The 15,451-nt window shown below is 75.2% G+C and carries 21 protein-coding genes; 10 read left to right on the plus strand and 11 right to left on the minus strand.

Features of this window, described 5'->3' with window-relative positions; all coding sequences use genetic code 11:
* Positions 1–11: 11 nt before the first annotated feature.
* The 3 genes from ychF to ATL51_RS20905 all read left to right on the plus strand — a co-directional run bounded on the left by ychF (position 12) and on the right by ATL51_RS20905 (position 2,317).
* Positions 12–1,085, plus strand: a complete 1,074-nt coding sequence (gene ychF / locus ATL51_RS20895; RefSeq protein ID WP_073577708.1) for a redox-regulated ATPase YchF — start codon at positions 12–14, stop codon at positions 1,083–1,085.
* A gap of 142 nt (positions 1,086–1,227) precedes the next feature.
* Positions 1,228–1,662 carry a hypothetical protein gene (locus ATL51_RS20900; protein ID WP_100879671.1) on the plus strand — a complete coding sequence of 145 codons (435 nt, stop codon included), beginning with the start codon at positions 1,228–1,230 and terminating at the stop codon, positions 1,660–1,662.
* Between the two features lie 217 nt (positions 1,663–1,879).
* A complete protein-coding gene (locus ATL51_RS20905) occupies positions 1,880–2,317 on the plus strand; it encodes a BLUF domain-containing protein (RefSeq protein WP_100879672.1) in 438 nt (145 codons plus the stop codon).
* 6 nt (positions 2,318–2,323) lie between these two features.
* Here ATL51_RS20905 and ATL51_RS20910 read toward each other — a convergent pair whose 3' ends face one another.
* Positions 2,324–2,785 (minus strand): nuclear transport factor 2 family protein, encoded by a 462-nt coding sequence (locus tag ATL51_RS20910; RefSeq protein WP_073577711.1) that lies wholly within the window; start codon positions 2,783–2,785, stop codon positions 2,324–2,326.
* A gap of 90 nt (positions 2,786–2,875) precedes the next feature.
* Between ATL51_RS20910 and ATL51_RS20915 the strand changes: the two genes are divergently transcribed.
* Positions 2,876–3,436 carry a TetR/AcrR family transcriptional regulator gene (locus tag ATL51_RS20915; RefSeq protein WP_100879673.1) on the plus strand — a complete coding sequence of 187 codons (561 nt, stop codon included), beginning with the start codon at positions 2,876–2,878 and terminating at the stop codon, positions 3,434–3,436.
* A gap of 7 nt (positions 3,437–3,443) precedes the next feature.
* Here the strand turns inward: ATL51_RS20915 and ATL51_RS20920 are convergent, their stop codons facing one another.
* The 3 genes from ATL51_RS20920 to ATL51_RS20930 all read right to left on the minus strand — a co-directional run bounded on the left by ATL51_RS20920 (position 3,444) and on the right by ATL51_RS20930 (position 5,705).
* Positions 3,444–4,277: an SCO6745 family protein gene (locus tag ATL51_RS20920; RefSeq protein ID WP_100879674.1), complete on the minus strand. Its 834-nt coding sequence runs from the start codon at positions 4,275–4,277 to the stop codon at positions 3,444–3,446.
* Between the two features lie 95 nt (positions 4,278–4,372).
* Positions 4,373–5,224: an RCC1 domain-containing protein gene (locus ATL51_RS20925; RefSeq protein WP_100879675.1), complete on the minus strand. Its 852-nt coding sequence runs from the start codon at positions 5,222–5,224 to the stop codon at positions 4,373–4,375.
* 22 nt (positions 5,225–5,246) lie between these two features.
* Positions 5,247–5,705: a GNAT family N-acetyltransferase gene (locus ATL51_RS20930; RefSeq protein WP_301549113.1), complete on the minus strand. Its 459-nt coding sequence runs from the start codon at positions 5,703–5,705 to the stop codon at positions 5,247–5,249.
* A gap of 649 nt (positions 5,706–6,354) precedes the next feature.
* Between ATL51_RS20930 and ATL51_RS20935 the strand changes: the two genes are divergently transcribed.
* Positions 6,355–6,984 carry a hypothetical protein gene (locus tag ATL51_RS20935; protein WP_073577715.1) on the plus strand — a complete coding sequence of 210 codons (630 nt, stop codon included), beginning with the start codon at positions 6,355–6,357 and terminating at the stop codon, positions 6,982–6,984.
* A gap of 88 nt (positions 6,985–7,072) precedes the next feature.
* Here the strand turns inward: ATL51_RS20935 and ATL51_RS20940 are convergent, their stop codons facing one another.
* The 3 genes from ATL51_RS20940 to ATL51_RS28415 all read right to left on the minus strand — a co-directional run bounded on the left by ATL51_RS20940 (position 7,073) and on the right by ATL51_RS28415 (position 8,495).
* Positions 7,073–7,630 (minus strand): TetR/AcrR family transcriptional regulator, encoded by a 558-nt coding sequence (locus ATL51_RS20940; protein ID WP_157818473.1) that lies wholly within the window; start codon positions 7,628–7,630, stop codon positions 7,073–7,075.
* Between the two features lie 61 nt (positions 7,631–7,691).
* Positions 7,692–8,291 (minus strand): thermonuclease family protein, encoded by a 600-nt coding sequence (locus tag ATL51_RS20945; protein ID WP_100879677.1) that lies wholly within the window; start codon positions 8,289–8,291, stop codon positions 7,692–7,694.
* A 48-nt stretch (positions 8,292–8,339) separates the two neighbouring features.
* On the minus strand, positions 8,340–8,495 hold the full coding sequence (locus ATL51_RS28415; RefSeq protein WP_157818474.1) for a hypothetical protein: 156 nt from the start codon (positions 8,493–8,495) through the stop codon (positions 8,340–8,342).
* A 140-nt stretch (positions 8,496–8,635) separates the two neighbouring features.
* Between ATL51_RS28415 and ATL51_RS20950 the strand changes: the two genes are divergently transcribed.
* The 3 genes from ATL51_RS20950 to ATL51_RS20960 are packed head-to-tail and all read left to right on the plus strand — an operon-like array spanning position 8,636 to position 10,076.
* On the plus strand, positions 8,636–9,127 hold the full coding sequence (locus ATL51_RS20950) for a GNAT family N-acetyltransferase (RefSeq protein WP_073577717.1): 492 nt from the start codon (positions 8,636–8,638) through the stop codon (positions 9,125–9,127).
* On the plus strand, positions 9,121–9,609 hold the full coding sequence (locus ATL51_RS20955) for a GNAT family N-acetyltransferase (RefSeq protein ID WP_073577718.1): 489 nt from the start codon (positions 9,121–9,123) through the stop codon (positions 9,607–9,609). The genes ATL51_RS20950 and ATL51_RS20955 overlap by 7 nt, the downstream gene beginning before the upstream one ends.
* A gap of 47 nt (positions 9,610–9,656) precedes the next feature.
* Positions 9,657–10,076, plus strand: a complete 420-nt coding sequence (locus ATL51_RS20960; RefSeq protein WP_208623043.1) for a YunG family protein — start codon at positions 9,657–9,659, stop codon at positions 10,074–10,076.
* Between the two features lie 12 nt (positions 10,077–10,088).
* Here ATL51_RS20960 and ATL51_RS20965 read toward each other — a convergent pair whose 3' ends face one another.
* Positions 10,089–11,159, minus strand: a complete 1,071-nt coding sequence (locus ATL51_RS20965; RefSeq protein ID WP_100879679.1) for a 3-deoxy-7-phosphoheptulonate synthase — start codon at positions 11,157–11,159, stop codon at positions 10,089–10,091.
* 200 nt (positions 11,160–11,359) lie between these two features.
* Here ATL51_RS20965 and ATL51_RS20970 point away from each other — a divergent pair, with 200 nt between their 5' ends.
* Positions 11,360–12,157 (plus strand): carbon-nitrogen hydrolase family protein, encoded by a 798-nt coding sequence (locus ATL51_RS20970; RefSeq protein WP_100879680.1) that lies wholly within the window; start codon positions 11,360–11,362, stop codon positions 12,155–12,157.
* Positions 12,158–12,200: 43 nt separating this feature from the next.
* On the opposite strand, the gene ATL51_RS20975 is transcribed toward ATL51_RS20970, so the two are convergent.
* The 3 genes from ATL51_RS20975 to ATL51_RS20985 all read right to left on the minus strand — a co-directional run bounded on the left by ATL51_RS20975 (position 12,201) and on the right by ATL51_RS20985 (position 14,523).
* Entirely contained in the window at positions 12,201–12,500 is a 300-nt protein-coding gene (locus ATL51_RS20975) for a 4a-hydroxytetrahydrobiopterin dehydratase (protein WP_062400425.1), read from the minus strand.
* Between the two features lie 104 nt (positions 12,501–12,604).
* Positions 12,605–13,531, minus strand: coding sequence for an ABC transporter permease (locus ATL51_RS20980; RefSeq protein WP_100879681.1), 927 nt, complete (start codon positions 13,529–13,531; stop codon positions 12,605–12,607).
* Positions 13,528–14,523, minus strand: coding sequence for an ABC transporter ATP-binding protein (locus ATL51_RS20985; RefSeq protein WP_379672675.1), 996 nt, complete (start codon positions 14,521–14,523; stop codon positions 13,528–13,530). Before ATL51_RS20985 ends, ATL51_RS20980 begins: the two co-directional genes overlap by 4 nt.
* Positions 14,524–14,618: 95 nt before the next feature.
* On the opposite strand from ATL51_RS20985, the gene ATL51_RS29545 reads away from it, so the two are divergent.
* Positions 14,619–15,446 (plus strand): NUDIX domain-containing protein, encoded by an 828-nt coding sequence (locus ATL51_RS29545; protein WP_301549114.1) that lies wholly within the window; start codon positions 14,619–14,621, stop codon positions 15,444–15,446.
* The last annotated feature ends 5 nt before the right edge of the window (positions 15,447–15,451 follow it).

The following is a 15,451-nucleotide window of genomic DNA, read 5'->3' on the forward strand; positions in this document are numbered from 1 at the left end:
CCTGGTCGTCCGTGTCCCTCACCCTCGGCATCGTCGGCCTGCCCAACGTCGGCAAGTCGACCCTGTTCAACGCGCTGACCCGCAACGACGTGCTGGCCGCGAACTACCCGTTCGCGACGATCGAGCCCAACGTCGGCGTCGTCCCGCTCCCCGACGCGCGCCTGGGGACGCTGGCCGAGATCTTCTCGTCGGAGAAGATCATCCCGGCGTCGGTGTCCTTCGTCGACATCGCCGGCATCGTCAAGGGCGCGTCCGAGGGCGCGGGCCTGGGCAACAAGTTCCTCGCGAACATCCGTGAGTCCGACGCGATCTGCCAGGTCGTGCGCGTCTTCGACGACCCGGACGTGGTGCACGTCGACGGCCGCATCGACGCCGCGAGCGACATCGAGACGATCGCGACCGAGCTGGTCCTGGCCGACCTGCAGACGCTGGAGAAGGCGATCCCGCGGCTGGAGAAGGAGGCCCGCACCCAGAAGGACCGCAAGCCGGTCCTGGACGCCGCGAACGCCGCCGTCGCGATCCTCAACGAGGGCCGGACGCTGTTCCAGGCGAAGGCCGACACCGAGCTGCTGCGCGAGCTGACCCTGCTCACCACGAAGCCGTTCCTCTACGTCTTCAACGCCGACGAGGCCGTCCTCACCGACGACGCCCGGCGCACGGAGCTCACCGAGCTCGTCGCCCCCGCCCAGGCGGTGTTCCTCGACGCCAAGGTCGAGGCCGAGCTGCTGGAGCTCGACGACTCCTCCGCCGCCGAGCTGCTGGAGTCCATCGGGCAGGACGAGCCGGGCCTGGCCCAGCTCGCACGGGCCGGGTTCTCCACCCTCGGGCTGCAGACCTACCTGACCGCCGGGCCCAAGGAGTCGCGCGCCTGGACCATCCCGCAGGGCGCCACCGCGCCGCAGGCGGCCGGGGTCATCCACACCGACTTCGAGCGGGGTTTCATCAAGGCCGAGATCGTCTCGTTCGACGACCTGGTCGCCGCAGGGTCGATGAACGCCGCGAAGTCCGCGGGCAAGGTGCGGATGGAGGGGAAGGACTACGTCATGCACGACGGCGACGTGGTCGAGTTCCGCTTCAACGTCTGACCCGCGGCGGTCCCGCCCGTCGTCCCTCATCAGAAGGGGTGACGATCCGGCGTACGCGCTGACCGTCGTCGCGCCACGCACGACACTGTGGGCCGGTCCCGGGGCGGGGCCGGTGTGACCGGCTGGGGGAACGACGATGGGCATGGGCCGCTTCGCCGTGGCGGCCGTCGTCGCCGCCGTGTTCGCCACCAGCGCGTGCGCCGCCGCGTCCGGCGCCGAGCGGGTCACCACCCCGGAGTCCGCGGCCGCTTCGGTGTCCGTCCCGTTCGCGCCCGCCGCCGGTGTGCTGTCCCGGGCCGAGCCGGGTGCGGCGGTGGACACCGCGATCGTCGCGGCCCGCCGGGCGATGGACCGGGCTGCGGCCGCCGAGGCGCGGGCGGCGGAGGAGAGCCGGGCGAGGACGTCCGGTGACGACTGCGCGGCACGGGCGATGGCCGCCGGGCGGTTCGACCCGTCGTGCTCGGCCTACCAGGGGTATCTCGACCCGGGCACGTCCGCGGGCCGGGCGCCGACCAGCGGCGAGACCCAGATGCAGTACCTGTGCGAGCGGGGTCTGGTGCCCCGGAGCGACTGCTGACCCGGCGCGACGTCACCGGCGGGGGTGCTCCGCTGCCGGTCCGGTTCGACGGGGTCGCTGACGCCCGATCTCCCGACGCGCTGTCTCATATCGCGACGCTGCAGTGTGTCCCACGCCACTACCGTCGGATCCGCCGTGACGATCACCCGGGGGCCGGGCTCGTGACGGTTCCGCGCCCGACCCGGTGACGCGGCCCGACCGACACGGGGGAACCCACATGGCCGAGCAGGTCCACCGGTTGATCTACCGCAGTCACAGCACGGTGCCGCGCGAGCGCCGCGACGAGGTCCTCGCCGAGATCTTCGACGTGGCCCGGTCGAAGAACAAGAAGGCCGGTGTCACCGGGGCGCTGCTGATCTCCGACAACTGGTTCGTCCAGACCCTGGAGGGCGACGAGACGGTCGTCACCGAGCTCTTCGAGAAGATCCGGGAGGACGACCGGCACACCGATGTGTCGGTCGTCGAGTCGGCGACGGTGGAGGACCGGGTGTTCTCCCGCTGGTCGATGGCCCGCATCTCCCCGATCGGGCGCTCGGACATCCCGCTGCACGACGTCGAGGGCCGCATCCGGCCCGCCGCGCCGGACCAGCCCGGGCGGGAGCAGCAGGACCTGCTCACCCGGATGCGGAACACCATCGGCGCCGACTTCGTCTGACCCCGCTCACCGCAGCGGGATGTCGACACCCCGCTCGGACTCGGGGCGCGGGCCGTGGATCCGCCGCTCCGCCTCGGTGATCGGGACGTCGTTGATGCTGGCCTCGCGCCGCCGCATGAGTCCCAGCTCGTCGAACTCCCACAGCTCGTTTCCGTAGCTGCGCCACCATCGGCCGTCGGCGTCGCGGGACTCGTACTGGAATCGGACGGCGATGCGGTTGTCGTCGAACGCCCACAGGCTCTTGCGCAGCGCATAGTCCTGCTCGCGCTGCCACTTCGCCGTCAGCAGCTCGACGATCTCCTGCCGGCCGGTGGCGAAGGTGTCGCGGTTGCGCCACACCGAGTCCGGTGTGTACGCGCCCGCGACGCGCTCGGGGTCCCGGGTGTTCCAGGCGTCCTCGGCGGCCTGCACCTTCTGGCGCGCGGTCTCCGCGGTGAACGGCGGGTAGGGCGGACGGCCATCGGTCACGACTGTCTCCTCGGTCAGTCGAGAACGAGCGTTCTCGATCTGCTCCGGTAACGTAGGGAACGATCGTTCTCGATGTCAAGGAGGTCATCGGTGCCCGCGGCCATCACCGAGGATCAGGCCCGTCTCGACCGGGACGCCCTGCTGGACGCAGCGGAGCTGCTGTTCTACGAACGCGGCATCCGGGCCGTCGGGATGGACCAGGTCAGGTCGGCGTCGGGGCTCCCGCTCACGCGGATCTACCGGGACTTCCCGTCCAAGGAGGACCTCGTCGTCGCGGTGCTCCGTCGGCGCGACGAGCGCTGGCGAGGCGACCTGGCGGCGTACGTGACCCGGGTCGGGGACCCGCGGCAGCGGCTGCTCGCCGCCTTCGACTGGCTGGGGGAGTGGTTCGCCCGGCCCGGGTTCCGCGGCTGCGCGTGGATCAACGCCTACGGCGAGCTCGGCAGCACCTCGGAGCCGGTGCTGCGCGAGGTGCGCAGCCACAAGGAGCTGTTCCACCGGCAGCTCGGGGAGTGGGCGTCGGCGGCCGGCGTGGATCCCGTCGAGCCGGTCTGCCTGCTCGCGGAGGGGGCGATGGTGACCGCGGCGATCGGCGGGAGCCCGGATCCGGCGCGGCAGGCGCGGGCGGCGGTGGCGGTGCTGCTGCCCTGACCGGCGGTCACTGCGACCAGGCCGCCGTCATCACCGTGGACAGCGGCTCCAGCTCCGCGACCAGCTCGTCGAGCTCCGCGTCGGACAGGGCCGCGTACGGCGGCGCGGCGAGCTCGTCGGTCAGCGCCTCCACGCGCGCCGTGACCTCCCGGCCCGCGTCGGTGAGCCACCCGTCGTCGTCGACCAGGCCGCGTCGCCGCAGACCGGACATGACATCGGCCAGCCGGGCCGCCGGCAGGTGGTGCACGCGCCCGAACGTCTCCGGCGGGTGGACGCCCATGTCCAGCGCGGACAACAGGTGGGCCTCGGTGCCACCGATCCGCTCGGTGAGCAGGGCGGTGACGTGCCCGTCGCCGCGGTGCTCGCGCAGCGTCGTCGCGGACTGCCACAGCCGGGTCAGCGGGTCGCCGGGGACCTCCAGGGTGCGCATCCCCGCGTACATCACCCGGCCCTCGGTGGGGGCGCTCGTCGCGGCGGTGGTGAGCAGGTCGGCGGCCCGGGCCACGCCGGGCGAACCGGACAGCTCGGCGCCGAGGATCCGGCGCAGCGCCGCGACGCTGCCCCGTCGCCACGCGGCGAAGGACTCCTCCGGCGGGACCGTCGCCCAGGCGCTCGGGATGTGCCGGGCGGCCTCGCCGTCGGCGAAGCTGTAGAACGCCGCGTGCACGACCTCGGCCGGGACCCGGCCGAGCGGCGCGGCCCGGCTCGCGAAGTAGCCGTCCCAGTAGGTGCGGTGGCCGAGCGCGGCCAGCTCCTCGTTCGGCTCGTCGGCGAGGTAGGTGGCCAGGCAGATCGGCTCGGTCAGCCCGAACATGCGGCGTGCGGTGTGTGCGGAGGGCATGACCGGTACGACCGGGAGGGCGTCCGGAAGTGATCGGTCACCCGGGCCGGGTGGTGGACACCGGCCGGCCGACCTCACCTCCCGCGACGGGCTGATCACGCACCCGAGGATCCGCCCGGTGCGGTGACGGCCAGGGTCCAGCCGTCGACGTCGCAGCGGCCGCCGGAGCCCTCGCCCACGGCGACGACGGTCCCGTCGGCCCGCAGCCCGATCGTGTGCGCCGACCCGGCGGCGACGGCCACCACGTCCCGCCAGGTCCCGACGGCGCACTGTCCGAGGTCGTCGTCCCCGGCGGCGACGGCCGTCCCGTCCGCGCGCAGCCCCACCGTGTGACCGCTGCCCGCGGACACCGCGACGACGTCGTGCCATCCCGCGACGTCGCCGCCGCCCCGCCCGGTGGTCACGACCGTGCCGTCGGCCCGCAGCCCCACGGTGTGCAGGTATCCGGCGGACACCGCGACCAGGTCGCGCCATCCGCCGACCGCGCACTGGCCGTACCGGTCGTTGCCGGTGGCGACCGCGGTGCCGTCGTCGCACAGTCCGACGGAGTGCCAGTCGCCGCAGGTCAGATCCCGGACCCCGCGCCACCCGTCGACCGCGCACGCGCCCTCGGCCGCGCGCCCCGCGGCGAGCACGGTGCCGTCGGCGCGCAGCCCCAGCGTGCGGCGCCACCCCGCGGCGACCGCGACGACCCCGTGCCAGCCGGCGACGGCGCACTCGCCGTCGTCGTCGCGGCCGGTGGCCAGGACCGTGCCGTCGGCGTGCAGCCCGACGGTGTGCGCGCGGCCGGTGTTGCGGGCGGTGTGGACGTTCCCCACCGCGACGGCGACGACGTCGGTCCAGCCGTCGACGGCGCACTCCCCGGCACGGCCGTCCCCGACCGCGACGACGGTCCCGTCCGCCCGCAGTCCGGCCGAGTGCCGCCGGCCCGCGGCGAGGACGCCCATGTCGCCAGGATCCACGGCCGGCTCAGCCCAGCCGGCCGTGCACGGCGTCGTCGTCGACGGTCACGTCCGCGCCCAGCCCGCGCAGCACCGCGACCGCCGCGGCGTTGGCCGGGGTCGTCTCCGCGACGACCGGGCCGTCGGCGCGTGCCACGAGCATCCGGAGCACCGCCCCGCCGACCCCGCGACCCCGCCACGGCCGGGCCAGCCAGATCCCGGCCTCCTCGCCGCCCTCGACCGGTTCCAGCCGCGCCGCCCCGGCCACCTCACCGTCGACGACGACGGCCCAGGTCCGCTCCACCGGCACCTGGGCCGCGACCGACCGCTCCCGGTGGAACGCGACGAACGCCGCGCGCCGCGGCGTCGTCCAGCCGGGTGGGCCGGGCACCGGCGGCATCACCTCGAGCGGGTCCGCCCCGGCGGCTGCCGTGTCGCACAACGCCGCCAGCAGGATCTCGTCGAGGCGCCTCAGTCCGATGTGCACCCGCCCAGGATCGCGGTCACCCGGCCGGTGCGTCACCGGGCTTTCCGGCCGGCGGGCACCGCCGCGGCGGCGGGATGACCCGGCGGAGGAGTGATCTGCACCGACAGCGTTACTCCGGACGGACCACGTCGTTGACCATCGTGAGCGACCGCGCCGGCGTGCGACAGTCTGGTGCGAAAGGCTGTCCAGCCCCGTACCGTGCCGCCGTTCGGCGATCGATACACACCCGACGGCCGCACCCCGCGCGACGAACGGTCGAGTCCCGTCGCGCCGGACGGCCCATTCCCGCAGGTGGTGGCGGGTGTCGGAGGACTACCGGGCGGGTCCGGTGGTGACTCCGGGAGCTAGAGACGCCCGTTCCGTCCCGTCGTTGCGCTGCTGTGATCCATCCCACTTCCCGGTGTCTGTCTGTAACGATCGCCGAGCTGTCGATCTTCTACGGAGAGTAGCTAAACGACACCTGACGGATAGCACTGTGTGTAGTTGATCAGCGGCGAACGGTCGGTCCGGGCGCACCGAAACGGACATAACGCCGCCCGAACGAGGGGGTGCTCTCGATTCGGTGATCGGCGTCCGTACGTTCTGCGGCACCGGCCAGTGACGGAGTGTCAGTACGACGGCCGGATCACATCGCCACAGAAGGAGTGCCATGAACGCCCCCGAGACGACCCCCGCCCGTCGTAACGCCCGGCGGATCGCCACCGCCGGCGTCCTGTCCGTCCCGCTGGTCCTGGGCTCGGCCGGAATGGCCTTCGCCGGTGACTACGGCGACGGCGGCAAGCACCACGACAAGGGCCGCGACTGCGCGCCGTCGTCCGCCTCGCAGAAGGGGGGCCTGCTCGGCCTCGACGCGGCCGTCGACCCGCAGCTGAACATCGGCGGCATCCTGAACCAGGGTGCGGTCTCCCAGGACACCACCACGCTCGACCGGTCCAACTCCGGCATCGTGCAGAGCGGCTGCGGCGCGGGCGACGCCGTGCAGGTCGACGACCTGGTCGGGCTGGGCCTGGACGTCAGCCCGTCGGCCAACGTCGGCGGCATCCTGAACTCCGGCCCGGTGCAGCAGTCGACCACCACCGTCGACGACTCCAACAGCGGGATCCTGCAGTCCGGCGGCAAGCACGGCGGTGGCGGGCACGCCTCGCAGCGTGGCGGCCTGGTCGACGTCGCGGCCACCGTCAACCCGTCGATCAACATCGGCGGCCTGCTGTCCAGCGGCCCGGTGTCGCAGTCCACCACCACGGTCGACCAGGGCAACTCCGGCATCGTCCAGGGCTGAGCTCCGCGGGACACCCGCGAGGCGCGTACCGCCCGGGCCGCTTGACCCGGCCCGGGCGGTACGGCCGACCGGCCCCTCCGAGCGGAGCTCAGAAGTCCCGGCGGACCAGCATCCGCCACGCCCACCCGGCCGCGACGTCGGGTGGGGGCAGCGGGTCCCGTTCCAGCCAGCTGGCCGCGACCCCGAGCAGCGTCCAGGTCAGGCCGGCGGCGAACACGTCCAGCGGCATGCCGAACGCGTCCTCGGAGACACCCAGCCGCACCGTCGTGTCGGCGACGACCGACTGCATCCGGCGGCGCATCCCGGCCGCTGCGTCCGGCGCCGCGGCACCGCCGAGCGCCTGCCGGTACAGCGGGGCGTGCTCGGCCAGATGGATGAACCAGCGCAGCAGCGCCGCGGGCGGCTCGGGCCCGATGTCGTCCATCGACAGGTCCGACAGGTCCGCTCCGGCGTCCGCCGCCCGGTTGGCGAGCGCGTCGGCCAGCAGCATCTCCTTGTCGGTGTAGTGCTGGTAGAAGCTGCTGCGGTTCACCGACGCGTGCTCCGCGACGTCGGCGATCGTGATCGCCTCGAGGGCGCGCTCCCTGGCCAGCGCGAGCAGCGCGTCCTGGAGACGCCGTCGTGTGCGCACCGCCCGGGGATCCACGCTCACCATTCTGCCGAACGGGTGACACCCGGTTGCGAGGGCCCACCGCGTCGCCGTGCGGTCAGGACGTCCGGTTGCACGGCGGCCCCCACATGCCGGCCCGCCGGTCCTGCGCGATGCGCTGCCCGGCCTCGAAGCCCGGCCGGTAGCGGCCCTGCCCCGGGTCCACCCAGCCCGCGACGAGCGCAGCGTCGGTGTAGGACTGCTGTGTCCCGATCACGAGGTACGCGGGCCACGTCGGGGCGTCCGCCGCCGGAGCGGGCAGCGTCGGGTCCGGCACCAGCGTGACCTCCTGACCGTCGAGGAAATCCTGGGCGAACCGCTGCGCGTCGGCCCGCGCGCACGGCGGCGTCGACGCGGTGTCCACGCCGATCACCGACACCGTCACCGGACGGCCCCCGACGTCCACCACGACCGTCGCCGGGTCCACGACCCGCTGCACCCGCCCGTACAACGTCGGCGGGCCGGTGAGCGGGCCGAGCGCGGCCGTCCCCGGCTCGCCGGCCAGGGCCGGGCTGTCGGACATCCGGCCGATCGTCAGCCCCCCGACGATGCCGAGGGCGACCAGTACCAGCACGGCCAGCATCGCGATCATGCGGCGTGGGCCGGTGGACCAGGCGGACAGGAGCGTCCGGGCGCGGTGGCGCGGTTCGGGCAGCATGACTGGAGTTCGTACCGAATCGGGCGTCCGGTTGCCTGCCGGGCGGGATCAGGGACATCCGGCCGCGGTCCAGGCCGCGGAACAGCCGGTGCCCGCGGAGGCGGGCCCGGCGACCCCGGTCCCGGACAGGGCGAGCGCGAGGACGGCGCCGGCCAGCAGCAGACGGGGTCCGGTGGGGCGGGTGCGGCGGCGCGGCGCGGTCATGCCGGTCGTCTCGCCGGACAGCGGGCCGATGTTGCGCCGTCCGGACCAACCTCATCAGGATTGTCGATCGCCGGACACGCGGCGGGACCGCTCCGGGACGCTGCTAGGTTCGGCGCCTCCGTCCGTCCGGGAGGCCATGCGTGATCACCGTCCGGGAGCTGGGGCCCGACGACTGGGAGACCTGGCGCGACCTGCGCCTCGCCGCCCTGGCCGAGGCGCCCGACGCGTTCCACAGCCGGCTCACCGACTGGCTCGGCGCGGGGGAGCGGGAGTGGCGTGACCGGCTGGCCGCGCCCGGCCGGTACCTGGTGGTCGAGGTCGGCGGCCGCCCCGCCGGTCAGGTCGTGGCCGTCCCGCCGGACGGCGACGGCGTCGCCGACCTCATCGCCCTGTGGGTCGCCCCGCACGCACGCGGGGACGGCGCCGCGACCGCACTCGTCGACGCGGTCCTCGACCGCGCCGCCGGGTGGGGCGCGCGGACGCTGGCACTGCACGTGGTGATCGGCAACGACCGCGCCGCGGCGTTCTACCGGCGGCTCGGGTTCGTCGACCGCGGCGTCGTCGAGCGGCCCGACGGCATCAGCGAGACGCGGATGGACCGGCCCGTCGGCCGTCCGGCCCCGCGGTGCTGACCGTCCGGCCCGCCACACCCTCGGACGACCCCGGGCTGACCCGGATCGACGCCCTGACCTGGACCGCGGAGGTCAGCCCGGCCCCGCCGCGGCCCGAGCCGTTCCTCGACCGGACAGCGGTCGGGGACGTTCTCGTCGCCGACGACGACGGCGCCGTGGCCGGGTATGTGATCGTCGGGGCCGCTCCGCCCGCGGTCACGGCGCACGACCACGTCCGCTGCATCGGAGGTCTGGCGGTGCACCCCGGGCACACCGGCCGCGGCGTCGGCCGCGCGCTGGTCGACGCCGCGGTGGCCCGCGCCCGCGAGAGCGGCGGCCGCAAGGTCACGCTGCGGGTCCTCGGCCCGAACACCCGGGCCCGGGAGCTGTACCGCCGCTGCGGCTTCGTCGAGGAGGGGGTGCTGCGCGCCGAGTTCGTGATCGACGGGGTCGCCGTCGACGACGTCCTGATGGCCAGGCACCTCGCTCCGCCGGTCGGCTGACCTGCGGCGGCGCGGAACTGTCGGGGGTCGGTCGTAGCGTCGGAGCCATGACCAGCGCCCTGCCGTCGCCCCCGGCCTCGCCACCCGTCCCGGCCCGGGTGGCGGCCGCGCTGCGCGCCTCCTGGAGCCGCGACACCTGCGACGTCGCGGACGTCACCGACTGGACCCCGGACCGTCCGTCGCGGGGCCAGTGCGGGGCGACGGCACTGGTCCTGCACGACCTGTTCGGCGGTGACCTGCTGCTGGCCGAGGTGTGGCAGGCCGACGGCCGCCTGCAGGGCTACCACTGGTGGAACCGGCTGCCCGGCGGCGCCGAGGTGGACCTCACCCGGGACCAGTTCGCCACGGGGGAGACGGTCCACCCGCCCCGGGTGGTCGTGCGCCCGGAGGGCCCGCCGCGGCGCTGCCGCGCGCAGTACGAGCTGCTGCGCCGGCGGGTCCTCGATCGGCTGGACGGCCCGGGGTGAGCGGCCCGGGGCTCAGCGGCGGCCGCGGCGCACGGCGTCGGCGAGCGTGCCCAGGAGCTCGTCGGTGGTGCCCCAGGACATGCAGGCGTCGGTCACCGAGCGGCCGCGGACCATGTCCGGGCCCAGCTCCTGGCGTCCCGCCTCCAGGAAGCTCTCCATCATCAGCCCGGTGACGGCCCGCTCGCCGGTCGCGATCCGCTCGGCCAGCTCCGCGACGACGCCGGCCTGCCGCACGTGGTCCTTGCCGCTGTTGCCGTGGCTGGCGTCGACGACGACCCGCTCCGGCAGGCCCGCCGCACGCAGCCCGTCGGCGGTCGCGGCGACGTCGGCGGCCGAGTAGTTGGGGGTGGCCCCGCCGCGCAGGATGACGTGGGTGTCCGGGTTGCCGGTGGTGGTGACCAGGCCGGCGAGCCCGTCGGCGTTCACCCCCATGAACACGTGCGACGCCGCGGCCGCGCGCATCCCGTCGATCGCGGCGCGGATGTCGCCGTCGGTGGCGTTCTTGATCCCGACCGGCATCGACAGGCCGCTGACCAGCTGGCGGTGCACCTGGCTCTCCGCGGTGCGGGCGCCGATCGAGCCCCAGGTGACCACGTCGGCGATGTACTGCGGGGTGATCGGGTCGAGGAACTCGCAGCCGACCGGCAGCCCGAGCGCGGAGATGTCGAGCAGCAGCGTGCGCGCGGTGCGCAGTCCGCGGTTCACGTCGAAGGTGCCGTCCAGGCCCGGGTCGTTGATCAGGCCCTTCCAGCCGACGGTCGTGCGCGGCTTCTCGAAGTAGGTACGCATGACCACGCACAGCTCACCGGACAGCTCCTCGGCCCGGGCGGCGAGGCGGTGGGCGTAGTCCAGGGCGGCGTCCGGGTCGTGCACCGAGCACGGCCCGACGACGACGAGCAGGCGGTCGTCGTCGCCGTCGAGGATGTCGGTGACCGCGGCGCGGCCGCGGGTGACGGTCTCGGCGACCCGGGGGTCGCAGGGCAGGTCGTGCCGCAGCAGTGCGGGCGAGATCAGCGGGCTGATCCGCTCGATGCGGCGGTCGTCGGTCGGGGCGACCTGCAGGGGGGTGGTGCTCGCACTCATCGGAGACGGTGGTCCTTACCCGGCGGACCGCCCCGGATCACCTCGACCGAGCCGGTCTGGAATGCCGGCTCGAGGGGATGGAGGTCAGCGCGCTACGGCACCTGCCAGCCCATCCCGGGCCGGCCGGCGAAACCAGTAGTACGCGTTCAGCACGCACCGACCGTACCCCACGCCGGCGGCAGGCGTGGTACCACCGGCACATGCGGATCGCCCTCGCCCAGATCGTGTCCACCCCGGATCCCGAGGAGAACCTCGCCGAGGTGGAGCGCCGCACCCGCGCGGCCGCCGACGCAGGCGCGCAGCTCGTGCTGTTCCCCGAGGCCACCATGTGCTGCTTCGGGGTCGCGCTCGGCCCGGTCGCGCAGCCGCTGGACGGACCGTGGGCGACGCGGGTCCGCGAGGTCGCCGCGGCGGCCGGGACCACCGTCGTCGCGGGGATGTTCACCCCGTCCGGGGACGGCCGGGTCCGCAACACTCTGCTCGCCACCGGCGGCGGTGTGGACACCCACTACGACAAGATCCACATGTTCGACGCGTTCGGCTTCGCCGAGTCCGACACCGTCGAGCCCGGCACCGAGCCGGTCGTGGTCGGGGTGGGCGGTGACGAGCCGGTCACGGTCGGCCTGTCCACCTGCTACGACGTGCGCTTCCCCGGTCTGTACCAGCGCCTCGCCGACAGCGGCGCCACCGTGCTGCTGGTACCCGCCTCCTGGGGCGCGGGCCCGGGCAAGCGCGAGCAGTGGGAGCTGCTGGTGCGGGCCCGTGCGCTCGACACCGGCTCGTTCGTCGTCGCGTGCGACCAGGCCGACCCGACGACGGTCGGCCGCGAGCACGGCAAGGCGCCGACCGGGATCGGGTACAGCCTGGTCGCCGGCCCGCGCGGCGAGGTCGTCGACGCACTCGGCGCCGAGCCCGGGCTGCTCGTGGTCGACGTGGACCCGGCGGCGGCCACGACCGTGCGCGAGCAGATCCCGGTGCTGGCCAACCGGCGGTTCTGAGCGGCGTCCGCCCGTTCCCGGAGCGGCGGCCGCCCGGGGCGGCTCAGCCGCCCGCGGTGCTGAGCCGGTCGGAGATCTGCGCGGCGAGGTCGACGTCCTTCGCGGTCAGTCCGCCCTCGGAGTGCGTGGACAGCCGGAACGTCAGCGTGGCGTAGCGGATGTCGATGTCCGGGTGGTGGTCGGCGGCCTCGGCGTCCTCGGCGACCCGGTCCACCACCGCGATCGCGGCCTCGAAGTCGGGCAGGGTGGCGGTGCGGACGATGGAGTCGCCGTCGCGGTCCCAACCGGGCAGCTTCTGCAGGGCGTCGGCGATCTCGGCGTCGGTGAGCGTCGGGGTGGGCATCGCCCCATCGTGGCGCAGACGGCGCACCCCGTCGCGGTGGAGGGTGTCCGAATCCTCCCGGTGGAGCAGCCCGCTCCGGTGGAGCGGCGACCGGCCGGGAGCGCTCATCCGTCGCGGCGGGTCAGGGCGAAGACCACGGCACCCGCCCCGGCGACGGCGAAGCCGGCCGCCCGCGCCGTGGTCGCCCACAGGGCCGACGGGTCGGCGGGCACCGCGAGGATCCCGGCCAGGACCTCGTGCCAGTGCCCGGACGGCAGGACCGGAGCGATCGGCTCCCACAGCACGGTCGCCAGCGGCGCGACGGTCAGCGCGGCCAGACCGGTCGCGACCACCCCGGCGGGTCGCCGGACCAGCGCCGACATCGCCAGCAGCAGCATCCCGAGCCCGCACAGCTGCACCGCGGCCCAGCCGGTGAGCACCAGGGCCCGGGCCACGGTGGCGCCCACCCCGAACGGGCCGGCACCCAGGGCGAGGCCGCCGCAGACCAGGGCGGAGACGACCGTCGTCGCCGCGGCGAGCAGCGAGGTCACCGCGACCGCGGCGGCCTTGAGCCCGAGCAGCCGTCCCGGGCCGACGGGGGACAACCGCAACGCGTCGAGGGTGCCGCGGGCACGCTCCGCGGCGAACGCGTCGGCCGCCACGAGCACCACGGGCATCCCGAGCGCGAACGCCGCGGGTTCGGACAGCGCGACCGTCAGGGTCCCGAGTGCGAAGGACAGGCGGCCGGCGTCGGTGGCGAGCGCGATCGTCGCCAGCAGCGGCACCAGTGCGACCGCCGCGAGGACGACCGCGGTGCGCGGACGCAGCAGCGCCAGCTCCAGCTCCGAGCGGAGCAGCCGGCCGAAGGGCGCCGAGGTGGGGCGGCGTGCCGTCGGGCCGGAGCGCGGGCGGGTGGAGCCCGCGGACCGCACCCGCGCCGGTGCCTCCGAGGGAGACGGCCCGGTCCGGGGGAGGGGGGCGGCGGCCCAGTCGTCGTCGGGCCGGGGAGCCGCGGTGCCCCGGGTGTGCTCGGGACGCACGCCCGCGCTCACCGTCCCGCTCCGTACCCGGCACCCGCCGGGGCCGGTTCCCCGGTGAGCCGGGCGAAGAATTCCTCCAGCCGGGCGGCGGGCCGGGTCACCCCGTGCACGGCGACACCCGCGTGCACCAGCGTCGCGACGACGTCCGGCGCGGCGGGCCCGGCCGGCACGAACACCCGGTCCCGGGCTCCCGGCTCGGCGTCGATGCCCCGGGCCAGCAGGGCCGCGACGGCGCGCTCGCCGTCCGGCGTCGTCACCACCAGCGCCGACGGGCCGGAGTCGACGAGCTCGTCGAGCGGGCCGGCGCACAGCAGGCGCCCGGCCCGGAGCACCGCGACGTGGCTGCAGGTCGCCTCGATCTCCCCGAGCAGGTGCGAGCTGACGATCACCGTCGCGCCCGCGGCGTTCATCTCAGCGATCAGCCTGCGCACCTCGCGGGTCCCCGCCGGGTCCAGCCCGTCGGTCGGCTCGTCGAGCACGACCAGACGTCGCCGGGTCAGCAGCGGCACGGCCAGACCGAGGCGCCGCCGCATCCCCGAGGAGTACTCACCGGCACGGCGGTCGGCCGCCTCGGCGAGCCCGACCCGGCGCAGCACGGCGTCGACGGCGGCCGGGATCCGTGCCGAGTCCAGCAGCGGTTCGGCGGCCGCGGCCCGCAGGAGGTTCTGCCGGCCGGTGCGGTGCGGGTGCAATGCGGGCGCGTCGACCAGGGCTCCGACGTGCGGCAGCACCTCCGACGCGCGGTACGGCAGCCGCCGTCCGAGCAGCTCGACGTCGCCGTCGGTGGGGGCGAGCAGCCCGAGCAGCATCCGCATGAGCGTCGTCTTGCCCGCGCCGTTGGGGCCGAGCAGCCCGAGGACTGCGCCCATCGGCACGTCGAGGTCCACCCCGTCGACCGCGCGCACCGCGCCGAAACCGCGGGACAGGCCGATCGCGCGCACGGCCGGTGGGCGGGGCGCGGCGGTCGGCTCGGGGGAGTCGGCGGGGGCGGACGTCCGGTACACGGGATCCAGCGTGACCGTGCAGCGCCGCGAGCGGGCCGTTTCGGCGAGATCGGTCGGCCCGGCCGGGTGCGGGTACGGCTGCGAGGATCAGCGGTGTGCCGGTGCTGAGCCTGGACCATCATGTGGACGGACCGCCCCGACTCGTCGCGGGGGTGCTGCGTGAATCCGCCCCCTCGGCCCGCGCGGTCGCGCGGGTGGGCGCCCGGTTCACCGCACCGTCGGCGCTGCTCGTGGCCGGGGACGAGATCCGGGTCGCGCTGCCCGGCGGGTTCCCGGCCTGCCGGACCCGGATCACCCGCGCCGGGGCCGACGGGTTGTGGTCGGAGCTGGCGGCGGGTCCGGCGGCGGTGCTGCGGCACTCGACCCGGGTCACGCCCGCGGACGGCGGCTGCAGTCATGTCCACGACGAGCTCACCTGGGAGCCGCCCCTCGGTGCGCTCGGCCGCCTCTCCGACCCGGTGCTGCGCCACTACGGGGCGCGGCTGCTCCGGGCCCGCCGTGACGTGCTCGCCGAGCGGGTCGCGGAGCTGGGCCGGGCCGGGGTGGTCGTGGGAGCGGCGATCGTCCGCGACGGCAGGCTGCTCGTCGCCCAGCGCTCCTACCCGGCCGAGCTGGCGGGACGCTGGGAGCTGCCCGGCGGCGGCGTCGAGGACGGCGAGAGCGAGCAGCAGGCGCTGGTCCGGGAGTGCGCCGAGGAGCTGGGCGCCCGGGTGGTGGTCGGGGAGCGGCTGGGCACCGACCTGCCGATCGGGCGACGCGTGCTGCGGATCCACACCGCCCGGGCGGCGGCCGGCTCCCCGGAGCCGGAGGCCCGCGAGCACCGGGCGCTGCGCTGGGTGGGGCCGCACGAGGTGGCGGCCCTGGGCTGGCTCGACGCCGACCGGGCCGTCGTCGCCGAGCTGGTGGATCTGCTGCGGACCTGACGCGC

Origin of the sequence: Pseudonocardia alni, from assembly GCF_002813375.1 — a bacterium.
Lineage (GTDB): Bacteria > Actinomycetota > Actinomycetes > Mycobacteriales > Pseudonocardiaceae > Pseudonocardia > Pseudonocardia alni.